Origin of the sequence: Streptomyces sp. MA5143a (assembly GCF_900290235.1) — a bacterium.
Classification (GTDB): domain Bacteria; phylum Actinomycetota; class Actinomycetes; order Streptomycetales; family Streptomycetaceae; genus Streptomyces.
Genome location: NZ_OLMK01000011.1, coordinates 36,573 through 57,805, shown reverse-complemented (window position 1 = coordinate 57,805; position 21,233 = coordinate 36,573). Strand labels below are relative to the sequence as shown.

The following is a 21,233-nucleotide window of genomic DNA, read 5'->3' as shown; positions in this document are numbered from 1 at the left end:
CACCCTGAGGCGGCGGCCCTCAGGGAGTCCGGGCGAGATACGGCCGGTGCAGCTGCCGGTTCAGCCGGGTCGCGGCGGGCGCGGCCAGCTCGTTCGCCGTTTCGCGGGCGACGGCGGCGCGGCCGGCCTCGCCGAGTGTGTCGGCGAGCCGCGCCTGGCCCAGCCAGTTGTAGGGGCTGTGGGGGCTCAGTCCGGCACGCTCCCCGAGGAGCCGGCCGGCCAGGTCGGCGCGTCCGGCGCGCAGGGCCGACTCCAGGAGGGTGCGCTGGACGGCGTCCCGCTGGGCGTGGCTGCCGCCGAAGGTGTGCACGCGGCGGCGGAGCGGCCACAGCAGGTCGACCACCGTCTCGTGGTCCCCTCGGACGTACGCGACCAGCGCCTCGCCGACGGGCAGCCCGATCTCGGCGGTCATCGTGTGATGGGTGGTCCGGCGGGTGTCGTCGCGTTCCAGCCAGCGTCGCCGTTCCGCGAGGAACGCGTCCGCCTCGGCCAACCGGCCCGCACCGGCGAACGCCATGACGGCGTGCACGTCGTTGAAGGCGTAGTACGGCGGGTCGGCGCGGGCCGCCCAGGCGTCGGCGAGGGCCCCCCAGCGGGCGTCCTGGTCCAGGTCGGCGAGGAGGAACCGCCACAACAGGGAGGCGGCGTCGAGGAGTTCCATGACGAACCCGCTGGAGTCCTTGTGGTGCAGTACGGCGTCGTAGATCCGGGTGGCCGTGTCGGTGTCGCCGGCCTCCAGCGCGTAGAGGGCGTAGTGCCACCAGCTGTGCACGGTCAGGAGGGTGCCGCTCGCCCAGTCGTCGAGTCGCGCGTCCAGGTAGTCGATGCCGTCGGCGAACCGGCCGCGCATCTCGTGGACGTGGACGACGGCGTGGATGGCCCAGACGTCACGCGGGTTCCGCTCCACGGCGGCGAGGGCGACCTCCTGGGCGCGGTCGTAGTGCCCGGACTCCTCCAGCCCGAACGCGTACATGCCCATCAGGGGCCCTCGGTGGGGATCGTCGGCGTCCCAGGCCGGGAGGGCCCCGCCGATCCGGTCCCGCAGTCGGGTCGCGTCGCCGGTGAAGAAGTCCAGTTGGTGGCCGACCGCGAGGGCCAGCGGGTCGCGGGGGTTCTCCACGACGAGCTCTTCGAGGACATGGGCCGCCGTGCCCAGGTCGCCGCCGAGCCAGGCCTTGGCCGCCGCGAGGTGCATGCGTTCCCGGCGGGGCAGCGCCGAGCGGTCGAGGTCGCCGGTGTACGCGGTGAAGCGGCGGCGGGCCTCGGCGGCGTCGCGCGGCTCGGTGCCCAGCACGCCCAGGTACGCGGAGAACGCCTGGGCGAGCGGTGCCGTGGGGGAGGCCGCGACGGCGTCGGCGACCGCCGTGGGGAACTCGGGGCGGAAGAACAGCAGCCCCTCCACGGCCCGGTCCAGATGCGCCGCCGCCTCGGCGGTGCACTCGAACAGGGGGTTGCCGTACCGATCCGTCACCATGGCAGCTCCACTCCGGCGCGTGTGCGGTGGGGGTTGGCCCACCCCGGGGGCGCGGGGACCCGCGCCACCCCCATCAAAGCGACCGGCGCTCCGTCCGGTCCACCGGGAACACGCGGAGCGACGCGACCCACCACCGTGCGCCCCCGGTCGGCGCCGGTCGACAACCGGCCGGGTCAGAGGGTGCCGGCCGTCCGAGGAAGGGCGCCCCGCGGGTGCCCCCTGCCGGCTCCGCACGTCGCATACGCCAACGGCACTGTCGCACCGTGCACGGCGCCCCGCGCCCCTCGGGCACCCCGGCGTGAACCCGTCGCCGGACGGTGCTTCCCGGGCCTCGGGATCGCGGAGACCAGGGCGCATCCCAGGGCTTAAAGGGACATTCGCCGGGAAATGCTGATCCCCGAACGGCTGTGTGAGGCCTGCCGGTACTCCACGGCGGTCCTCGACTGCCGGGAGCCGCCATCGCCGGTGCACACCAGAGGGGGCCGCCTGCCGTGCGTACGCCTTTGTATCTGCGACCACGACTGGAACCACCGCTCGACGCGTTACTGGAAGCCGCGCCCTTCCTGCACACACTCGCCGACTCGCTCGGCTCACCGCTCAACGTGCTGCTGCCCGACCGGATCGCGGAGAACGCGGCCGGCTTCCGCGCCGTCTTCCGCGACCACCGCCTCGGTGGCCGGGTGTACTACGCGCACAAGGCCAACCAGGCGCACAGTCTGGTGCGGCGGCTGACGGCGACCGACCCTGCCGCGGTGGGCATCGACGTCGCCTCGCTGGGCGAGCTGCGGCACGCGCTGGAGTGCGGCTTCACCCCCGACCGGATCATGGCCACCGGCCCCAAGGACCCCGAGTTCCTGTGGCTGGCCGCCCGCACCGGCGCCCGCGTCAACCTCGACTCCCCCGCCGAGCTGGATCAACTGGCCGTCCTGGTGCGGAAGTACGGCCTGCCCCGCGCCGATGTCCTGCTGCGGCTGTCGGAGTTCGAGTCGTCCCCGTCCGCGGCGTCGGGCACCCGGGTCCTCTTCCGGCGCAGCCGCTTCGGCTCACCCGTGCGCGAGGTGGACTCCCTGGTGGACGCGGTCGAACGGCACGCGGACGCGGTCCGGTTGACGGGGTTCGCCTACCACCTGGACACCACCGGCCTCGCGGAGAAGGCCGTCGCACTGGAGACCTGTGTCGCCGTCATGGACGCGTGCCGCGCCCGCGGCCTGGACCCGCGGGTCATCGACATCGGCGGCGGCTTCGGCGTCGGGTACGTCGCGGACGCCGCCCAGTGGGAGCGGTACACCACCGAGCTGGCCGAGGCCGTGCTCGGCACCCGCCCCGCCCTGACGTGGCGCGGCCACGGCTACGGGCTGCGCAACGAGGGCGGCACCCTGCGCGGGGCACCGGCGCTCTACCCGGCCCACCGCCCCACCGCGGGCCCCGGCTACCTCGACGAACTGCTCCGCCACCCCGCCCCCGCCTCGGGCCGCCCGGCGGCCACCCTGCTCCTGGAGCACCTCTACGACCTGGCCGTCGAGCCGGGCAGGGCCCTGGTCGACCAGTGCGGACTGACACTGGCGCGGGTCCTCGACGTCCGCCGGACCGGCGCGGACTCGGGCGACCTGCTGGTGCGCCTCGGCATGAACGCCGGTGACGTCAGCCTGGAGGAGCACGGGGTGCTCGTCGACCCGGTCCTCGTCCCCCGCCCCGGAGCGCACCCGGACGCCGACGAGGGGCCGGTGGGGGTGTATCTCGCGGGCAATCTCTGTCTGGAGGCCGATCTGATCACCCGCCGCAAGGTCCATCTGCCCCGGCCGCCGTCGGTGGGCGACCTGTTGGCGTTCGCCAACACCGCCGGGTACGCGATGGACTTCCACGCCCACCGTGCGCAGCGGCAGCCGCTCGCCCGCACGGTGGCCGTCACCCGGGAGCGGGACTCCTGGAGGTGGCGTCTCGACGAGGAGTACTGGCCGATCACGGAAGCGGGTGGACCGGTTTCATGAGGTACGACAGCATCACGGAGGCCATCGGCAACACGCCGCTGGTCCGGATCGACCCGGCCGTGCACGGGCTGCGCCACATCGACCTGTACGCCAAGCTGGAGATGCTCAATCCGTTCGGCTCGGTGAAGGACCGGGCCGCCTGGCACATGGCCGGGCCAGGACTCGCCTCGGCGGCGGAGCGCGGCGCGACGGTCGTGGAGCTGTCGAGCGGCAACACCGCCAAGGCCCTGGCGCTGCTGGCGGGGATGCACGGCCTGCGCTTCAAGAGCGTCACCAACCGGATGCGGGTCCCCGAGATCAAGGACCTGCTCCTGCTGCTGGGCGCGGAGATCGAGGAGCTGCCGGGGCAGAGCGAGTGTCTCGACCCGACCGACACCGACGACCCGCTCACCCGTTTCCACCAGACCCTCACCGGCCCGGACGACACGTATCTGCACACCGACCAGTACTTCAACCCGCGCAACACCGAGGCCCACGCGGCGGGCACCGGCCCGGAGATCGTCAAGGACCTCGACGGCCGGGCCCCCGACTGGTTCGTGGCGTGCGTGGGCACGGCGGGCTCCTCCACCGGTGTGGCCCGTGTCCTGCGCGAACACGACCCCGGCGTACGGGTGGTCGGCCTCGTCGCCCACAAGTCGGACTTCATCCCCGGTATCCGCACCATCGACGAGGTGCACCAGGTGGGTCTGTTCGATCCAGCGACGTACGACACGATCGAGTCGGTGACCGCCGACGAGGCCATCGACGGGATGCTGACCCTGATCCGCCGCTGCGGACTGCTGACCGGCCCCACCGGCGGCGCCGCCGTCCACGGCGCGGTACGCCATCTGCGCCCACTGGACGCCGAGTTGGCGGAGGGAGAGCGGCGGACGGCGGTCTTCATCGTCTGCGACCGCGCCGAGAGCTACCTCGGGTACGTACGGCAGCGCCGCCCCGAACTGCTGGGCCGGCCGGCCCGTCGGCACTCCGCGTCGGCCCTGTCCGACGCGGAGGTGCGGGCGGAGGCCGCGGTGGTCGACGTGGCTCAGGCACGGCGGTGGATCGAGGACGGCGCGCCCCGGCCGCTGGTGGTGGATCTGCGCGGGCCTCAGGCGTACGCCGCGCTGCACATCGACGGGTCGGTCAACATCACCGACGAGCTGTTCGAGGAACTCGTCCGCGGCGGCCTGCCGTTCAGCAAGCGGCAGCCGGTGCTGCTGGCCTGTCCGGTCGGCGAGAAGTCGGCCCGGTACGCGGCGCTGCTGACCCGTATGGGCCATCCCGACGTCCGCAGTCTGTCCGGGGGGATCGTCGCGTGGCGCGACGCCGGCGCCCCGCTGGTGAGGGACTGACACCATGCCGTGCACCGACCTGGAGGAGCTGGCCGACTGGCAGCGCGCGGTGCGGGAGCAGTTCCCCATCATCACCGCGCACCGGGACGTCACGTACTTCGACAGCGCGGCCACCACACAGAAGCCACGGGCCGTCCTGGACGCCGCGCTCACCTATCTGACGACCGCCAACGCCAACGCGGGACGGGGCGGTTACCCCTGGGCGAACCGCACGACGGCCCTGGTGGAGCGCACCCGGCGGCGCGTGAAGGACTTCCTCGGCGACCCCGCGCCGGACCGCTCGGGCGTGCACTTCACCGGCGGCACCACCGAGGGGCTGCGGACGGTCGCCCGCGACTGGCTCGCGGGCCTCCTCTCGGACGGCGACGACATCCTCGTCCCCTTCGCCGACCACCGGGCCAATCTGGACCCCTGGCTGGAGGTCCGGGACCTGCTGGCGCGGCAGGGCGTCACCGTACGCGTGAGGCCGCTGCCGTACCAGGAGTCGTCCGGCGACTACGACCACCGGGCGCTGCCCTCGGTGATCGGCCCGCGCACCCGCTTCGTCGCCGTCACCCACGTCCATCACGTGTACGGCGGCGACATGAACGTGCACCGCGTCCGCGAGGCCGTCGGCCCGCACGTGCCGATCTGTCTGGACGCCGCGCAGAGCGTCGGCCACCTCCCCCTCTCCGTGGACCGCCTCGACGTGGACTTCGTGGCGTTCTCCGGGCACAAGGCCCTGGCCTTGCCCGGCTCCGGGGCCGTGTGGGCCCGCAACTCCCCCGGCCGCGGGCCGGAGTTCCGGCCGGGCGGCTGGCAGGGCACCCCCAACACGGTGGGGATCGCGGCGCTGGAGGCCGCCCTGGACTGGCTGGACACCACCGGCACGGACCGCATCGCCCGCTGGACCCGGGCACTCACGGCCCGCTTCACGGAGGGGCTGCGCCACCTCGCCCCGTACGAGGTCCTCGGCTGCCGGGCCAGTCTGGCCGCCGACTCCCCGGTCCAGCGGCGCCACGACATCGTCACCTTCCGCCACCGCGACATCCCCTCGGACGACCTGGGCTTCATCCTGTACAGCCACGGCTTCATGGTCCGCGCCGACAACCTCTGCCAGGCCGGCACTGACAAACGGGACGGCTCGGTACGGGTGAGCGTGCACGCGTACAACACGGCGGAGGAGATCGACGCGTTGCTGGGCGTGCTGGCGGAGTTGAGCTAGGTCGGCCGGGGGGGCGGCCTGCCAGGGGCCCAACGTCCGCCCCACCCGGGCCGCGCCGGGCCGGGAACCGAGGGGGAGGCGGAACACTGGGTGCCCGACCGGCATCTGCGTGCGGCTGCGGACGGCGGACCCGGAGACTGCCGTGGCGCGTCCGGGTGGGACGGCGCGGTCGAGGCGTGGCGCGCGCGATACCGCGTGCCGGACGAGGTGAACCTCGCCAGGTGGGACCGTGCGTTCCGTGTGGACCTCACGGACCCCTGGCACCGGGAGGTGTTCCGTGACGAGGTCCGCCAGGGCGGTTCGCTGGCCATCATGGAGGACCTGACGGACGGCGGGCGGGCACTGGGCTGGGCCGACGGACACAGCGGCGAAGTCGTCATCCCCATGGCCCGGGTCAGCGCACCGGCCCCGGCCCTCCGCCCGGTCGGCGGCGGCAGCGCTCCAAAGAGTGACCGACGGCAGGCCACAGAGCCGGGGCAGCCCTCCGTGTCGGCCCGTAGGCCCACGGACCACGGCGTGCGGCATCTGCCGGGCGAGGAGTGGCTCTACGCCAAGTTCTACGCGGTCGAGGACACGCACGACGAGTTCCTGCACGCCCACCTTCCGACGCTCCTGCGCGCGGCCGGGGACGAGGTGCGCGACTGGCACTTCCTCCGGTACCGCGATCCGGACCCCCATGTCCGCCTCCGTCTGCACGGCGCCGCGGAGGTCCTGCGCACGACGGTGCTGCCCCGGCTCGCCGCCGCGTGCCGGGACTGGCAGGAGGCAGGGGTGATCAGGGGCGTCGTTCTGGACACCTACCAGCCGGAGACCGACCGCTACGGCGGCCCGGTCGCCCTCCCGCACGCGGAGCGGATGTTCTGCGTGGACAGCCGGTCGGCGCTGGCCCAGCTGACGTTGCGGGCGCGGGGCCGGCTGGCTCTGCCCGACCCCGTGCTGGCGGCCGTCAACCACGCCCTGCTGCTGGAGTCCCTCGGAGACTGGGACTGGTCCGCGTGGATCAGCCGTGTCCTCCCCAAGAGTCCCGCCCACGCTGTCTACCGGCGACACCAGAAGCAGGCCAGGTCGCTGATCGTCCCGGGGCGCACCGCAGAGAGCGCGGCACCCGCTCTCGGCGCACCCCTCTCCGACCTCTGGACCCACACGCCCGAGACCAGGGTGTACGGCGCGCTGGTGCTGTCCGGCGAGTCGGGGGATCCCGGCACCGGTGAGCACGCCGAGGCCGTCCTGTCGTTGTTGCACATGCAGCACAACCGTCTCCTCGGCATCGACAGGGCCGGGGAGAACGCGGGGTACGCGGTGCTGCGCGGCATCGCCCGTGATCACCAGGGCCGCCTCGCGCACACCCGGCAAGAGGAGAGGACCCGGTGACCCACTCAGGACGACAAGGACGTCCGACGATCGCGCCACGCCACGCGGAGCAGGCACGGAACGTCGCCGCGCAGGTCTTCGACCGGCTCGCCGACCCGGACACCACCGCGGCGGACGCCCTGAACCCCGGCCTCTCGTCACCGGGGGTCGTACGCGAGCTGCTGTGGTCGGACCTGTCCCTCTCCAGCGGCTATCCGGGCGTGTCGCTCGCCTACACCGGCCGGGGCCGCCCCGGCCCCGAGGACGCGGCACGCGCACACGCCTACCTCGTACGGGCGATGCGGGCGACGGCGGCCACCGCACACCCCCCGGCGGGTGTCTACGCCGGACCGGGCGCCGTGGCCTTCGCGGTCCTCGTCGCGCACCGCGCCACCGGCGGCTACTGCTCGGCCCTGGAGCGGCTCGACGACCATCAGCGTCGCCTGGTCCGCCGAGCGCTGCCCGAGGTCCGTGACGCCCCGACGACCACCAACGGGGAGTTCGAGGTGGTGCGCGGGATGAGCGGAGTGGGGCGCTATCTGCTGGCTCGCCGGGAGCAGTGCGAGGAGGAACTGCGGCTCGTCCTCACCTATCTGACGCGGATGGCGCACGGAGAGGTCACGCACCGGGGACGCCGGGTGCCCCGCTGGTGGACGTGGGCGGCTCCCCGGATGGGCCAGGAGGTGGAGATGCCCGACGGCCATCTCAACCTCGGGCTGTCGCACGGTGTGGCCGGACCGCTGGCCCTGCTGTCGCTGGCCTGGCAGCGGGGCGCGGTCGTGGACGGGCAGCGCTCGGCCGTCGAGCGCCTGGTCGACCTCCTTGAGGCCCGAGCCCTCCCGGACGAGGACGGCAGCGGACCGGTCTGGCCCCCACATCTGACGTTCGAGGACTGGACGGCCGGGCCGCAGGGGCCACCGCCTCGCCGCCGCCCGTCCTGGTGCTACGGCGCCCCGGGCATCTCCCGTGCGATACAGCTCGCCGGTCAGGCGCTCGGGCGTGCCGACTGGCTGCGGCTGGCCCACCGCTCCCTGCTGCCCCTCCTGGCCACGGATCCGGAGAGCTGGAACATCGACAACCCCAACCTGTGTCACGGGTGGAGCGGGCTGATGCATCTGCTGGCCGTCCTGAACGAGTCCATCGGCGACAAGCGCCTGGCCGACCTCGTCGACGACATGGCGGCCCGCACGCTCGCCCTGTTCCGCCCGGAGTCCCGGTTCGGGTTCCAGGCCACCCTGACGGACGTCCCGCAACCGGCCGACACCCCCGCGTTCCTGGAGGGCGCCGCCGGCACGGCTCTCGCCCTCGACGCCTACGCGGCCGGCCGTACGACGACGGACTGGGACCTGCCGCTGCTTCTGGCCTGACGGGGCATCTCCCGGCCCGAGGGGTATCGCACCGTCCACACCGGCGCGAATGGAAACCGTTTCCAATAACCGGTAGGTTCTGATCACAACCGGTGGTTGCGAGACGGAAGAGGCGACACGAGGCCATGGGCGTGAGCATGGAGACGGCCGAGGTGTGGATCGACCGCTGGGAACGCCAGCAGCAGCACTACGCCGTCGCCCGCGAGGAGCGGTTCACGGTCATCGCCGATGTCGTCGAGCACGTCACCACCGATCGGACCCGACCGCTCCTGCTCGACCTCGGCTGCGGCCCGGGTTCCATGGCCGCCCGGCTCGCCGTACGGCTGCCGACCGCCGAGATCGTCGCCGTGGACATGGACCCGCTGCTCCTCGAACTCGGCCGCACGCACCACGCGAACGCCGCCCGTTTCGTCGACGCCGTCATCGGTGAAGCCGGCTGGACCGACGCCCTCGGCCTGGACCGCCCCCTGGACGTGGTCGTCTCCACCACCGCCCTCCACTACCTCTCCGAGCGGACCCTGCTGAGCGCGTACCGGAGTCTGTTCACCCTGCTGCGGCCCGGTGGCGCCCTCGTCAACGGCGACCATTTCGCGCTGGGGGACCACCGGTGCTCGGACCTCACCGCCGTGGTGGGCCGCCGACGTGCCGAGCGGTCGCGCACCCGCGAGCACGAGGACTGGCGGTCCTGGTGGGCGGCGGCCGCCGAGGACCCGGAGCTGGCCGACCTGTTCGCACAGCGCGAGAAGCGCCGGTCCGCGTCCGGCAACCACGGCGGCAACGACAACGATCTGCCCCTGGCGCGTCACGCGGAACTCCTGCGCGCGGCGGGCTTCGCCCACATCACGCCCGTCTGGCAGTACGGCGACAGCCATGTCCTGGTCGCCCTGAAGGACTGACCGTTCCGGCGCCCGGCCCCGGGGCGGCTCAGCCCAATCCGACGATGCGTGGGCCGAAGAGGCCCTCGGGGCCGGCTGCGCGGCGCCGCCATGTCCGACCGCCCCAGTGCGACACGGCCGCGCCGGTGGCGCCCCGCCCAACACGTCGTCCGCCGTCAGGATGTGCAGCCCGTACACGGCTCCCGCAGACGACGACCGGCCGATCAGGATTCCCTCGGGGAGACGGCGAGGTGGTCCCGCACCACCGACGCGAAGTCCGGGTCGGGCTCCAGGCCCAGCGCGGCGGCGCGGGAGTGGTCGAAGGCGGACGGCCACGAGCCCACGATGGCCTCGACGGCGGGGTCGGGGGCGACGGTGATCAGGTCGGCGACGGCGTCACCGGCGACCTGCCGCAGCGTGGCGATCATCTCGGCGACGGAGACGGTGAGCGCCGGAAGGTTGACCGGCAGTCCCCCGTGGAGTTGCCCGGGTCCCGTGCCGCGCTCGACCTCCGCGAGAAGCAGGAGGGCCGCGACGGTGCGGCGCGGGGAGGCCAGGGCCACCCGCAGGTCGGGCCGTACGGGGCAGACGGCGGGGAGGCCCGCGAGGGGTTCGCGGATGATGCCGGAGAGGAAGCCGGAGGCGGCCGCGTTCGGCCTGCCGGGCCGCACGGCGACGGTCATCAGGCGCGCGACCCGTCCGTCGACGAATCCGCGCCGGGTGTGGTCCGCGATCAGCTGCTCGCAGATGAGCTTCTGGATGCCGTAGCTGGAGCGTGGCGTGGGCAGGGTCGCTTCGCTGACGACGGGCGGGAGCGGCAGTACGGGGTCGGGGCCGTAGACCGCGACGCTGCTGGAGAACACGAGCCGTGGGGTCGGCCCGCCGGTCACCGACTGGGTCCGGGCGGCTTCGAGGAGGGCGCGGGTGGTGTCGAGGTTCGCGCGCATGCCGAGGTCGAAGTCGGCCTCGCACTCGGCGGAGACGGCGGCGGCGAGATGGAGGACGAGGTCCACGGGCTCCGCGAACACGGTGTCGAGCCGGTCGGTCAGCTCGCCCGGCACGGCCTCCACGAGCGGGTCGGACGCCAAGGGCTCGCCGTCCGGCACGACCCGGTCGGCGAGCACCAGGCGCTCGACAGGCGCCCCACGGAACGTCCGCCTCTCCACCAACGCGCCGGCGACCAGCCGCCCCAGAAAGCCGAAGCCCCCGGTGATGACGATCCTCATACGATGCCTCCTGGGTGCCCGGTTGCTCGGATCCGGAGTGCGGCACGCCCAAGGATGGCTCCGGACACAGGTTCAGCAAACACTGCCCCGTCTCCTGGCAGAACTACCGCGCCGGACACCCGTCTGCGCGCGCTGTTCCTCAGTGGTCGTCGGCGCTGTGGGAGTGGGGAGGGGCGGAGGCGGTGCCGGGCTGTGCGAGGGTTCCGTTGAGCCAGGCAGCGGTGGCAGGGTTTCCAGTTCCTCCAGGGCCTGCTGGACCGTTTGCGGCTGATCCGAGTCGGCGGCGAGCTCCAGGATGCGCAGCAGGAGCCGTTCGACCCCGGCGAGTTGGCCATTTTTTCTGGCCTGTTGGGCGTTGTGCCAGCCATCCTCCAGTGCTGCTTCCCTTCGGCCCGACCAGTACTGGACGGCCAGCCGCGCCCGGGCCGCCAGGGGATGAGCCGGGGTGTCGGGGATCAGGTCGAGCCACGCTGTGGCGTGTGCGACGTCCCGGCCGCCAGCGCGGCGTTTATTTGCAGGGCGCTGGTGACGCGGCCCCGGGCGAGGAGGATGGCCGCAGTCCGCGCGGGCATCAGGGAGTTGTCCGATACCGGGGTGGACTGGATCTCGTTGTTGGCCAGCAGTCGGCGGGCAGACTCCAGTGCCTGATCCCACCGGCCCGTAACGTGGTCGAAGAGGAACTGGCCGAGCGGGGGCAGCACTTCTACGGTCAGGCCGGCGGTCTCCAGGAGGTTGTTGGCCTCGTTGAGGTCGTAGCTGGTGAGCAGGTCAAGACCGCCTGGTCGGCGCTGGAGGACGCCGGGTACGCCCCGTTGAACGCACCGACCCGCACCGGCGTCTACATGGGCCGCAGCTCGACGGACCACGCGCTGGCCGCGCGCGAAGGTCGACACCCGCCCGGCGGTCCTGCCGCTGTCGGCCCGCACCGAGCATCAACTCTACGACGGCCTGCCGGTTGACTTCACCGCCGCCGCCGTGGTGGCGCTGGGGGGCCGCGGCACCTCCGAAGCCCCGTCCGGATACCGGACGTTCAGCCTCGTGAACCCCCACGACGACGGCGTCTCCCTCGACGCCATCGTCGACTGGCTCGCCCAGGACGGCCACGCCATCGAGCGGTTGGACGACTACGCCGAGTGGTACCTGCGGTTCGAGGCGGCGATGCGCGCCCTGCCCGAGGCACAGCGGCAGTACGCGGCCCTGCCCATCCGGCACGGCTTCAAGGAGCCCGAGGACCCGGTACCCGGATCCGTCATCCCCTCCGACCGGTTCGGCGCCGCCGTCCGGGCCGGCGCGATCGCCGCGCACGGGGACATCCCGAGCCTCACGCGCGACCTCGTCGCCAAGTACGCCCGGGACCTGGAGAACCTGATGACAGCGGGGCGCCCCACGGTCGGCGAGCACATCAACCACTGACGTGCCGCCCTGGACGCGGAGCCGGGATCATCCCCCGCCCCCGGCTCCGCGTCCCGCAGCACAGCCCCCGGGGCGGCCGGAAGCGATGGCGCGCGGCGTGCTCGACCAGGCCGTGACCCGCGAGGGGCCTACCCACACATGGTCAAGGGCCGGTTTCGGATGCCTCCGAAACCGGCCCTGACCTGCGACTGTCTCCAGTCGGGACGACAGGATTTGAACCTGCGACCCCTTGACCCCCAGTCAAGTGCGCTACCAAGCTGCGCCACGTCCCGTTGCCCGCCTGACCTGGGCTTTCCCCTGGCCGAACGCGCACGGAAACAATACCGCACTCAGGCCGGTGATCGCGCACCCGTTTATCCCGGGCGCGACCGGCCGACGGGTCAGCTCGGCGCGGCCGAGAACTCGTCCGCGGTCATCGCTTGACCTCGACTTTGGTTGAGGTAGCACGCTGCTCTGTATGACGACCACGACGGAACGAACCTACGGCTTCACGGATCTGCCCCGGCTGATGGCGCTGATGACGGGCGCCGAGAAGCACGGCCCCGCGGCGACGTCCACGCTGGACGCGCTGTGGGTGCTGTACGACCGGGTGCTGCGGGTGGGGCCGGAGCGGCTGGACGACCCGGAGCGTGACCGGTTCCTGCTCTCCAAGGGGCACGGGCCGATGGCGTACTACGCGGTGCTCGCCGCCAAGGGTTTCCTCCCGATCGAGTGGCTGCCCGGCTTCGGCTCGTACCACTCGCCGCTCGGCCACCACCCGGACCGGGTGCTGGTGCCGGGTGCCGAGATCGGCAGCGGCTCGCTCGGCCACGGTCTGCCGATCGCTGTGGGGGCGGCGCTCGGCCTGCGCGCCCAGGGGCGGCCCGATCCGGCGGTGTGGGTGCTCATCGGGGACGCCGAGCTGGACGAGGGCAGCAATCACGAGGCGATCGCGTTCGCGGGCCCGGCCGGACTCGACCGCCTCCACACCATCGTGATCGACAACTCCTCCGCCAGCCACGCACGGCCCGGCGGTATCGCCGCGCGGTTCGAGGCGGCGGGCTGGTCCGCGGAGACGGTGGACGGCCGCGACCACGAGGCGCTCCACGCCGCGTTCACCGCCCCGCATCCGGGCCGCCCCAGGGTCGTGGTGGCACGCGTGGAGCCGAAGAACGCGCCCGCGCCCAGCCAGACCTGACCCGGTCGGCGCGCCCCCCTTCACGACTCTCCTCTCTCCCCTCTTCCGAAAGGACACTCCGCTCTCATGGACACCATGCGGGAACGCTTCGCCCCTGTCGTCACCCGGCTGCTCGACGAGGACCCCAGGGTCGCGGTGGTCCTCGCGGAGATCGGCAGGGACGGCTTCGCGGAGGCGGAGCGACGGCATCCGGACCGGGTGGTCAACGTCGGCATCCGTGAGCAGTTGCTGATCGGCACGGGCGCGGGCCTGGCGCTGACCGGGATGCGACCGGTGATGCACACCTTCGCCAGCTTTCTGGTGGAGCGGCCTTTCGAGCAGGTCAAGCTGGATCTCGGGCACCAGGACGTGGGCGCGGTCCTGGTGAGCGCCGCCGCCTCCTTCGACTGGCCCGCCGGCGGCTACACGCACATGGCACCGGGCGACGTGGCTCTGCTCGACACGCTCGACGGCTGGACGGTGCATGTGCCGGGACACCCCGACGAGGCCGAGACGCTGCTGCGGCACGCGGTCGGAGCGGGCGGGGCCAAGGACGACAAGGTGTACGTCCGCCTGTCGGTGCAGTCGAACGAACGTGCGCTGGCGGTGGACGGGCAGCGGTTCCTCACGGTGCGCGAGGGGCGCCGCGGGGTGGTCGTCGCCGTCGGGCCGATGCTCGACGCCGTGCTCGCGGCGACGGAGGGGCTCGATGTGACGGTGCTGTACGCGACCACCGTGCGCCCCTTCGACACGGGCGCGCTGCGCCGGGCGACCGAGGCGGCGGGGACGGATGTGGTGCTGGTGGAGCCGTATCTGGCGGGCACGTCCACGACCGCCGCGAACGACGCGCTCGCCGACACGCCCCACCGCGTCCTGGGCCTCGGCGTCGGCCGCCAGGAACTGCGACGGTACGGGCAGATCGAGGAGCACGTGACCGCCCACGGCTTGGACGCACCCTCACTGCGCCGACGGATCGCCGACTTCCTGGACACACGGGTCAACGTCTGACCCCACTCCCCCGCCCCCGGGGGCACGGCCGACCCCAAAAGGCCGGGCAGCCCCTGTTACGGCCACGGTGTGCCGCGTGCGCGCCCGCGCCGGACGACGGTCACTGGCAGGCCATCGTGGAGGTCTCCGCACACGAACGACCCCTACTCGGTGGCCGGTATCCCCAGTTCGGGGTAGGTGTCGAGGAGTCGGCCCGGGGCTGCCTGGCGCCAGGAGTCGGCGAGGATGTCCCGCAGTTCCGGCTCGTCCTCCAGGGCGGACAGCCGCACCCGTACCCAGGCGAACCCCGCCTCGTGGTCGGCGATCCAGAACTTCTCCGGCTCGGCCAGCACCAACTCGTCGCGCTCCTCCTTGGGGCAGCGCACGGCAATGGACGTCTCGTCCTCGGGCAGCGTCGCGAACATCTTGCCCGCGACGCGGAACGTGGGCATGTTCCAGGCGACCTTCTCGGTGGTGTCGGGCAGCGAGAGGGCGACACGTCGTACGTCTTCGGCATCCGGCATGCGACGCACAGTAGCGGCCACCACTGACAATCACCCGGCGGGAGCCGCCGCCCCTACGGCGCCATCGGCCGCCGACCCGACCCGCTTGTAGTAGATCGACGTCGGCCGCAGGCTTCCGTACGGATCCGCCGCGTAGTCGGGGATCGCACCGATCCGCGTCCAGCCCGCCTTGGCGTAGACGTACTCGGCCGGGCTGTCGGTCTCCGTGTCGAGGTGGAGCAGGGTGACACCGACGTCGACGGCCGCCCGCTCGGCGGTCGCGAGCAGCGCCTTGCCGACGCCCTGCCCCCGCCCGTCCGGGTGGACCATCAGCTTCACCAGCTCGGCCCGGTGGCGGCTGTTGGGCTTGTCCGGGAAGACGAGGCTCACGGTGCCGATCAGCCTGCCGTCGCCGTCACGAGCCACCCACACCGCGAGTTCCCCCGTCAGGACCGCGTCGACCCGCCCCCGCCACCAGGCCGTGGCCGCGTCGCGGTCGAGCGGTGCGAGAAAGCCGACGGAGGCTCCGCCGTCCACGGTGCGGACCAGCAGCTCCGCCAACTCCTCCACGGCCGCCGACAGTCGAGGGCGATCGTCGAGCCGTTCGATCGCGATCACGGTTCGACCACCACCAGCGCGTACCGCACGTCCTCCGGACCCGGACAACTGAAGCGCACCGGCCCCCAGACCCTCATCCGCAGACAGTCCCCGGCGGCCAGCTCGTGCTCCACGCCCCGGTCCGTCACCGAGAGGGCGCCGGCCAGGACCCAGATGTGCTGTTCGAGACCGGGGACGGACGGGCCGTCGTACGCGATGTCGGCGCCCGCGGTGAGCCGTCCCTCGACCAGTTCGCCGCGCAGTCCGGCGGCGGGCGGCGACACCGACCTCCGTACGAAGCCGGACACCTTGTCCTCCCAGACGACCTGGTCGGCCGCGCGGAGGACGGTGACGGGCTCGGCCTCCACCTCGCTGAGCAGCTGGGACATGGTTCGGCCGTAGACATGGCAGAGGCGGTTCAGCAGCGCCGCCGTCGGGCTGGTCTCGGCCCGTTCGGCACGGGACAACGTCGATCGACTCACCCCGCTCCGCTCGGCCAACTCCCCCAGCGACCAGCCCCGTTCGGCCCGCAACCCGGCGAGACGAGCGGCGAGGCGGATGTCGACAGGGTCCAGCACCTCTTCCGTGATTCCCATATTCGGGATGCTATCCCAGAAATGAGACGCCATGGAACAGGGTCGCGCCCCCAGCGCCCGACCTACCCCGCCGCCTCCCCCAACGCCTCCAGCACCGGCTTGATCAGTGGGTGGCCCTCCGCGCCCCGTCGCACTGCCGCGAAGACGCGCCGGGTGGGGGCCACTCCGTCGACAGGGCGGACGACCACCGTGGTCAGGTCCATGCCGCGCAGGGCGGAGCGGGGCACGAGAGCCACGCCCGCGTCGGCGGAGGCGAGGGCGACGACGGCGCGGAAGTCGTCGGAGGAGTGTTCCAGGCGGGGCTGGAAGCCGGCGTTCTCGCAGGCCAGGACAACCACGTCATGACAGGGGTTGCCGGGGTACGGGCCGATCCACGGATCCTTGGCCAGGTCCGCGAGCGGCACCTCCTCGACGTCGGCCAGCCGGTGGTTCAGGGGCACCACCGCGTCGAACGGCTCGGCGTACAGCGGGACATGGGTGAGCCGGGGGTCGTCGGCGGCGGGTGCGCCCCGGTACTCCACGGCCACCGCTATGTCGACCTGCCGGTCCAGGACCATCGGGAGGCTCGCGTCCCCCTCGGCGTCCTGGACGCGGAGGCGGATACCGGGGGACGACGCGGCGAGGCGGACCACGGCGGGCGCGACGACCTGGGCGATCCCGGTGGCGAAGGAGGCGACCGTGACCGTGCCGGCCGCGCCCGAACGGTACGCGGCCAGCTCCGCCTCGGCCCGCTCCAGCTGGGCGAGGACGGTGTTGGTGTGGCTCAGCAGGATCTCGCCGGCCGGGGTGAGCCGTACGCCCTTCGCGCTCCGCTCGACCAACCGGTGACCGGTCTCCTGCTCCAGCGCGCTGAGCTGCTGAGAGACGGCGGACGGGGTGAGATAGAGCGCGGCGGCAGCCGCCGTCACCGTGCGGTGGTCGGCCACCGCACGGAGGATGCGGAGCCGCCGTGCCTCGATCATGGGACCGATTCTCTCAAACCCGCGCTTTTCCCCGGACCGGCCCGCTCAGCCCTCCCGGTACCTCCGCCTCAGCCCTCCTGGTACCTCCCGGTACCTTCCGCTCAGCCCTCCAGCTCGGCCCGCGCCGCGACGAACGCGTCCACCGCCCGGTTCACGTCGTCCGTCGAGTGCGCCGCGGACAGCTGCACGCGGATGCGGGCCTGGCCCTGCGGGACGACGGGGTAGGAGAAGCCGATCACGTACACGCCGCGCTCCAGGAGCAGCTCGGCCAGCCGGCCCGCCTTCGCCGCGTCCCCGATCATCACGGGCGCGATGGGGTGGTCGCCGGGGAGGAGGTCGAAACCCTCCTCGGTCATCCGGCGGCGGAACAGCGCGGTGTTCTCGGCGAGCCGGACCCTCAGGTCGTCGGCGGCTTCGAGAAGGTCGAGGACCTTCAGGGACGCCGCGGCGATCACCGGGGCCAGCGTGTTCGAGAACAGGTACGGACGGGACCGCTGCCGCAGCAGGGCGACGATCTCGGCGCGGGCGGCGACGTAACCGCCGGAGGCGCCGCCGAGCGCCTTGCCGAGGGTGCCGGTGATGATGTCGACGCGGTCCATGACGCCGTGCAGTTCGGGGGTGCCGCGGCCGCCGGGGCCGGTGAAGCCGACGGCGTGGGAGTCGTCGACCATGACCATGGCGTCGTGGCGGTCGGCGAGGTCGCAGATCTCACGGAGCGGGGCCACATAGCCGTCCATGGAGAAGACGCCGTCCGTGACGATCAGCTTCCGGCGGGCGCCGCCCTCGGTGGCCTCCTTCAACTGCCGCTCCAGGTCGGCGAGATCACGGTTGGCGTAGCGGAAGCGGCGGGCCTTCGACAGCCGGATGCCGTCGATGATGGAGGCGTGGTTGAGGGCGTCGGAGATCACCGCGTCCTCGGCGCCGAGGAGGGTCTCGAAGACACCGCCGTTGGCGTCGAAGCAGGAGGAGTACAGGATGGTGTCCTCCTGGCCGAGGAACGCCGACAGCCGCGCCTCCAGCTCCTTGTGCACCTCCTGCGTGCCGCAGATGAAGCGGACGGAGGCCATGCCGTAGCCCCAGCGGTCGAGGGCCTCGTGGGCGGCGGCGACGACCTCGGGGTGGTCGGCGAGACCGAGGTAGTTGTTCGCGCAGAAGTTGAGCACCTCGCCGGGACGGCCGCCTGCGGTGACGTTCACCGTCGCGGACTGCGGGGTGCCGATGACACGCTCGGGCTTGTGCAGTCCGGCGGCGCGGATCTCGTCGAGGGTGGCGCGCAGGTCGTCGCGCACGGAGTCGAACATCGGAAGGCTCCCAGGGGTGCGGGCCCGGCGGTGCGGGCCCTCAGATACGGATGACTTACGCGGGCCGGTGGACGCCGGTCGCTCGCGGTCCGGTGGCTCAGGCGGTCCAGTCGAGGATGACCTTGCCGCCGCGTCCGCTCGCCGCGTCCGCGAAGGCCGCCTCGTGGTCGCGGTAGCCGTAGCGTCCGGTGATCACCGGGGCGAGGTCGAGACCGCCCTCCAGGAGCACCGACATGGCGTACCAGGTCTCGAACATCTCCCGGCCGTAGATGCCCTTGATCGTGATCATGGACGTGACGATCCGGGACCAGTCGACGGCGAACTCCTCGGACGGCAGTCCCAGCATGGCGATCCGGCCGCCGTGCGTCATGTTGGCGATCATGTCGCGCATCGCGGCGGGGTTGCCCGACATCTCCAGGCCGATGTCGAAGCCCTCGCGCAGCCCGAGTTGGCGCTGTCCCTCGGCGATGCTCGACGCGGAGACGTCGATCGCCAGACTGACGCCGATCTTGCGGGCGAGTTCCAGCCGGTCCTCGCTGACGTCCGTGACCACGACGTGCCGGGCGCCGGCGTGCCGGGCGACGGCCGCGGCCATCAGACCGATGGGGCCCGCCCCGGTGATCAGGACGTCCTCCCCGACGAGCGGGAAGGACAGCGCGGTGTGCACGGCGTTGCCGAACGGGTCGAAGATCGCCGCGACGTCCAGGTCCACGGGGACACGGTGCACCCACACGTTGGACGCGGGCAGCGCCACGTACTGAGCGAACGCGCCGTCGCGTCCCACGCCCAGGCCGACGGTGGCACGGCACAGATGGCGGCGCCCGGCCAGACAGTTGCGGCACTTGCCGCACACGAGATGGCCCTCGCCGCTGACCCGGTCGCCGGGCTTGATGTCCACGACGTCACGGCCGGTGTCGACGACCTCGCCCACGAACTCGTGGCCGACCACGAGCGGGGTGCGGATGGTCTGCCGGGCCCAGCCGTCCCAGGACCGGATGTGCAGGTCGGTACCGCAGATACCGGTCCGCAGCACCTTGATCAGTACGTCCCCGGGGCCGATCTCCGGCTCCGGTACGTCCACGAGCCAGAGTCCGGGCTCCGCCTTCTCCTTGACCAGCGCCTTCAACGCCATGGCTCCTGTGGGTGCGGTCCCGCGGCCGGGCATGACATGTACGCCCGTACCGGGGAGAGGGGTGGGATCACCGAGCAATCTGCCGTACGGCGGCCCCCTGGGTCCATCGAGGTTTTCTTAACCTCCGCCGCAGCTTTCCTTCACGCCCCGCCCGCCCCGGCCCCGTTCATTCACCCGTTCGTACGCCCGCTCCCCCGCCGCGCCACCGTGCCGGGGCCCGGATCCGCCATGAAGTGCCGTGCGTTTTCCGGGTCCAGGAGGCGTCCTCAGGGCAGCGTCTCCCGCCCCTCGATCCGCCCGGCCAGCTCCGCCGCCATCGCCTTGATGGTGTCCAGGCCGCCCCTGCCCCACGGCCGGGGCTGGACGTCGAGGACGCAGACCGTGCCGAGGGCGAGGCCCGTGCGGTCGATGAGCGGGGCGCCGAGGTAGGAGCGGATGCCGTGGTCGTCGACGATCGGGTTGCCGGCGAATCTCGGGTAGTCGGCGACGTTCTCTAGGACGAGCGCCTTGCGGCGGACCACCACATGGGGGCAGAAGCCGTGGTCGCGGGCCAGGTGGCGGACCGTTCCGAGCGCGGGGGCGTCACCGGTGGCCTTCCCCGGGGCGTGCAGGCCCGCGAAGAACTGGCGGTTCTCGTCGATGAAGTTGACCATCGCGTACGGCACGGAGGCGACCTCGGCGAGCCGGTCCGCGAAGGCGTCGAAGGCGGGCTCCGGGTGCTCGCCGAGCCCCAGCAGCCGCAGCCGCCGTACCCGCTCGGGGGCGTCCCGGTCCTCGGGGGTGAGCAGCAGCCGGCCGACGGGACGGGGCGGGTCGTACGTCACGTGTGGGCCCCACGGCTCGGGAGTTCCGCCGGGGTGTGCGCGAGGAGGTGCCGCACCAGGGTGAGCAGGGTCTGCACGCCCGAGCTGGAGATCCGGGCGTCGCAGCAGACGACCGGGATCTCCGGGTCGAGGTCGAGCGCCGCGCGCACTTCCTCGGCGTCGTAGCGGTAGGACCCGTCGAACTCGTTGATGGCGACGATGAATGCGAGGCCGCGCTGTTCGAAGAAGTCCACGGCGGCGAAGCAGTCCTCCAGGCGTCGGGTGTCGGCGAGGATGACCGCGCCGAGGGCGCCTTCGGAGAGTTCGTCCCACATGAACCAGAAGCGCTGCTGCCCGGGTGTGCCGAACAGATAGAGCACATGCCGCGGATCGAGGGTGATGCGGCCGAAGTCCATGGCCACGGTCGTCTCGACCTTGTTCTCGATGCCTTCGAGGCTGTCGGTCGCCGCGCTCACCGTGGTGAGCAGTTCCTCCGTGCTCAGCGGCGCGATCTCGCTCACCGCGCCGACGAAGGTCGTCTTGCCTACCCCGAACCCTCCGGCCACCAGGATCTTGAGTGCGGTGGGGAAGGGGTCAGAGCTGTCGTCGTAGTCCATCGAGCACTGCCTCCAGAAGAGACCGGTCTGTCGGGTTGTGGTGGAAGGCCGGGGGCTTCGTGGTGAGGGCCCCGCAGTCGACCAGGTCGGACAGCAGCACCTTGGTGACCGCCGCCGGCAGCTTGAGGTGGGCGGCGACCTCGGCGACCGAGACGGGTGCACGGCACAGGTCGAGGGCCTGTGCGTGTTCGGGGCCGAGATAGCCGAGGGGGGTCGCCCCGGTGGCCATCACCTGTGAGAGGAGATCGAGCGCGGTGGTCGGCCGGGTCCGGCCGTTGATGACGGTGTACGGCCGCACGAGGCGCCCGGCGGCGTCGTCGTACAGGGGGCCGTCGCCGGACGCGGCCACGT

At 72.5% G+C, this 21,233-nt stretch carries 21 protein-coding genes and 1 tRNA gene; 9 read left to right on the top strand and 13 right to left on the bottom strand.

From position 1 onward, the window contains the following. Positions 1 to 19: 19 nt before the first annotated feature. Complete coding sequence (locus SMA5143A_RS05760) at positions 20 to 1,474, bottom strand: tetratricopeptide repeat protein (protein WP_107461833.1); 1,455 nt, start codon at positions 1,472 to 1,474, stop codon at positions 20 to 22. A gap of 491 nt (positions 1,475 to 1,965) precedes the next feature. Between SMA5143A_RS05760 and SMA5143A_RS05755 the strand changes: the two genes are divergently transcribed. The 6 genes from SMA5143A_RS05755 (at position 1,966) to SMA5143A_RS05730 (ending at position 9,610) form a co-directional block, all read left to right on the top strand. Next, the gene (locus SMA5143A_RS05755; protein ID WP_258193419.1) at positions 1,966 to 3,462 is read left to right on the top strand and encodes a Y4yA family PLP-dependent enzyme; all 1,497 of its coding nucleotides are present in this window, start codon (positions 1,966 to 1,968) and stop codon (positions 3,460 to 3,462) included. After that, positions 3,459 to 4,793: a pyridoxal-phosphate dependent enzyme gene (locus tag SMA5143A_RS05750; protein WP_107461832.1), complete on the top strand. Its 1,335-nt coding sequence runs from the start codon at positions 3,459 to 3,461 to the stop codon at positions 4,791 to 4,793. The genes SMA5143A_RS05755 and SMA5143A_RS05750 overlap by 4 nt, the downstream gene beginning before the upstream one ends. 4 nt (positions 4,794 to 4,797) lie before the next feature. Then, entirely contained in the window at positions 4,798 to 5,997 is a 1,200-nt protein-coding gene (locus tag SMA5143A_RS05745; protein ID WP_107461831.1) for an aminotransferase class V-fold PLP-dependent enzyme, read from the top strand. A gap of 90 nt (positions 5,998 to 6,087) precedes the next feature. Then, positions 6,088 to 7,368, top strand: a complete 1,281-nt coding sequence (locus tag SMA5143A_RS05740) for a thiopeptide-type bacteriocin biosynthesis protein (RefSeq protein WP_258193418.1) — start codon at positions 6,088 to 6,090, stop codon at positions 7,366 to 7,368. Next, positions 7,365 to 8,714 (top strand): lanthionine synthetase C family protein, encoded by a 1,350-nt coding sequence (locus tag SMA5143A_RS05735; protein ID WP_107461829.1) that lies wholly within the window; start codon positions 7,365 to 7,367, stop codon positions 8,712 to 8,714. The genes SMA5143A_RS05740 and SMA5143A_RS05735 overlap by 4 nt, the downstream gene beginning before the upstream one ends. Before the next feature lie 125 nt (positions 8,715 to 8,839). Continuing rightward, the gene (locus tag SMA5143A_RS05730; RefSeq protein ID WP_107461828.1) at positions 8,840 to 9,610 is read left to right on the top strand and encodes a class I SAM-dependent methyltransferase; all 771 of its coding nucleotides are present in this window, start codon (positions 8,840 to 8,842) and stop codon (positions 9,608 to 9,610) included. 203 nt (positions 9,611 to 9,813) lie between these two features. On the opposite strand, the gene denD is transcribed toward SMA5143A_RS05730, so the two are convergent. Together denD and SMA5143A_RS43735 are read right to left on the bottom strand one after the other, a co-directional pair. Beyond that, positions 9,814 to 10,815 carry a D-erythronate dehydrogenase gene (denD, locus tag SMA5143A_RS05725; protein WP_107461827.1) on the bottom strand — a complete coding sequence of 334 codons (1,002 nt, stop codon included), beginning with the start codon at positions 10,813 to 10,815 and terminating at the stop codon, positions 9,814 to 9,816. Between the two features lie 455 nt (positions 10,816 to 11,270). Continuing rightward, positions 11,271 to 11,708 carry a hypothetical protein gene (locus SMA5143A_RS43735; RefSeq protein WP_258193414.1) on the bottom strand — a complete coding sequence of 146 codons (438 nt, stop codon included), beginning with the start codon at positions 11,706 to 11,708 and terminating at the stop codon, positions 11,271 to 11,273. A 145-nt stretch (positions 11,709 to 11,853) separates the two neighbouring features. Between SMA5143A_RS43735 and SMA5143A_RS05710 the strand changes: the two genes are divergently transcribed. Continuing rightward, positions 11,854 to 12,228 carry a hypothetical protein gene (locus tag SMA5143A_RS05710; RefSeq protein WP_181361751.1) on the top strand — a complete coding sequence of 125 codons (375 nt, stop codon included), beginning with the start codon at positions 11,854 to 11,856 and terminating at the stop codon, positions 12,226 to 12,228. Between the two features lie 198 nt (positions 12,229 to 12,426). Here SMA5143A_RS05710 and SMA5143A_RS05705 read toward each other — a convergent pair. Next, positions 12,427 to 12,500 (bottom strand) — tRNA-Pro (locus SMA5143A_RS05705). 185 nt (positions 12,501 to 12,685) lie between these two features. Between SMA5143A_RS05705 and SMA5143A_RS05700 the strand changes: the two genes are divergently transcribed. Both SMA5143A_RS05700 and SMA5143A_RS05695 read left to right on the top strand, forming a co-directional pair. Next, the gene (locus SMA5143A_RS05700; RefSeq protein ID WP_107461826.1) at positions 12,686 to 13,405 is read left to right on the top strand and encodes a thiamine pyrophosphate-dependent enzyme; all 720 of its coding nucleotides are present in this window, start codon (positions 12,686 to 12,688) and stop codon (positions 13,403 to 13,405) included. Between the two features lie 66 nt (positions 13,406 to 13,471). Further along, positions 13,472 to 14,392, top strand: coding sequence for a transketolase family protein (locus SMA5143A_RS05695; protein WP_107461825.1), 921 nt, complete (start codon positions 13,472 to 13,474; stop codon positions 14,390 to 14,392). A 143-nt stretch (positions 14,393 to 14,535) separates the two neighbouring features. On the opposite strand, the gene SMA5143A_RS05690 is transcribed toward SMA5143A_RS05695, so the two are convergent. The 9 genes from SMA5143A_RS05690 to SMA5143A_RS05650 form a co-directional block, all read right to left on the bottom strand. Further along, complete coding sequence (locus SMA5143A_RS05690) at positions 14,536 to 14,895, bottom strand: MmcQ/YjbR family DNA-binding protein (RefSeq protein WP_107461824.1); 360 nt, start codon at positions 14,893 to 14,895, stop codon at positions 14,536 to 14,538. A gap of 30 nt (positions 14,896 to 14,925) precedes the next feature. Next, complete coding sequence (locus tag SMA5143A_RS05685; RefSeq protein ID WP_107461902.1) at positions 14,926 to 15,489, bottom strand: GNAT family N-acetyltransferase; 564 nt, start codon at positions 15,487 to 15,489, stop codon at positions 14,926 to 14,928. Continuing rightward, positions 15,489 to 16,067 (bottom strand): helix-turn-helix transcriptional regulator, encoded by a 579-nt coding sequence (locus tag SMA5143A_RS05680; protein WP_107461823.1) that lies wholly within the window; start codon positions 16,065 to 16,067, stop codon positions 15,489 to 15,491. Before SMA5143A_RS05680 ends, SMA5143A_RS05685 begins: the two co-directional genes overlap by 1 nt. Positions 16,068 to 16,129: 62 nt before the next feature. After that, on the bottom strand, positions 16,130 to 17,029 hold the full coding sequence (locus SMA5143A_RS05675; protein WP_107461822.1) for a LysR family transcriptional regulator: 900 nt from the start codon (positions 17,027 to 17,029) through the stop codon (positions 16,130 to 16,132). A gap of 101 nt (positions 17,030 to 17,130) precedes the next feature. Beyond that, positions 17,131 to 18,330, bottom strand: coding sequence for a glycine C-acetyltransferase (locus tag SMA5143A_RS05670; protein WP_107461821.1), 1,200 nt, complete (start codon positions 18,328 to 18,330; stop codon positions 17,131 to 17,133). A gap of 97 nt (positions 18,331 to 18,427) precedes the next feature. Then, entirely contained in the window at positions 18,428 to 19,456 is a 1,029-nt protein-coding gene (tdh, locus tag SMA5143A_RS05665; protein ID WP_107461901.1) for an L-threonine 3-dehydrogenase, read from the bottom strand. 272 nt (positions 19,457 to 19,728) lie between these two features. Continuing rightward, positions 19,729 to 20,286: a GAF domain-containing protein gene (locus tag SMA5143A_RS05660; protein ID WP_107461820.1), complete on the bottom strand. Its 558-nt coding sequence runs from the start codon at positions 20,284 to 20,286 to the stop codon at positions 19,729 to 19,731. Further along, on the bottom strand, positions 20,283 to 20,882 hold the full coding sequence (locus SMA5143A_RS05655; protein ID WP_107461819.1) for a GTP-binding protein: 600 nt from the start codon (positions 20,880 to 20,882) through the stop codon (positions 20,283 to 20,285). The genes SMA5143A_RS05660 and SMA5143A_RS05655 overlap by 4 nt, the downstream gene beginning before the upstream one ends. Beyond that, on the bottom strand, positions 20,860 to 21,231 hold the full coding sequence (locus SMA5143A_RS05650) for a DUF742 domain-containing protein (protein WP_107461818.1): 372 nt from the start codon (positions 21,229 to 21,231) through the stop codon (positions 20,860 to 20,862). The genes SMA5143A_RS05655 and SMA5143A_RS05650 overlap by 23 nt, the downstream gene beginning before the upstream one ends. Positions 21,232 to 21,233: the final 2 nt, after the last annotated feature.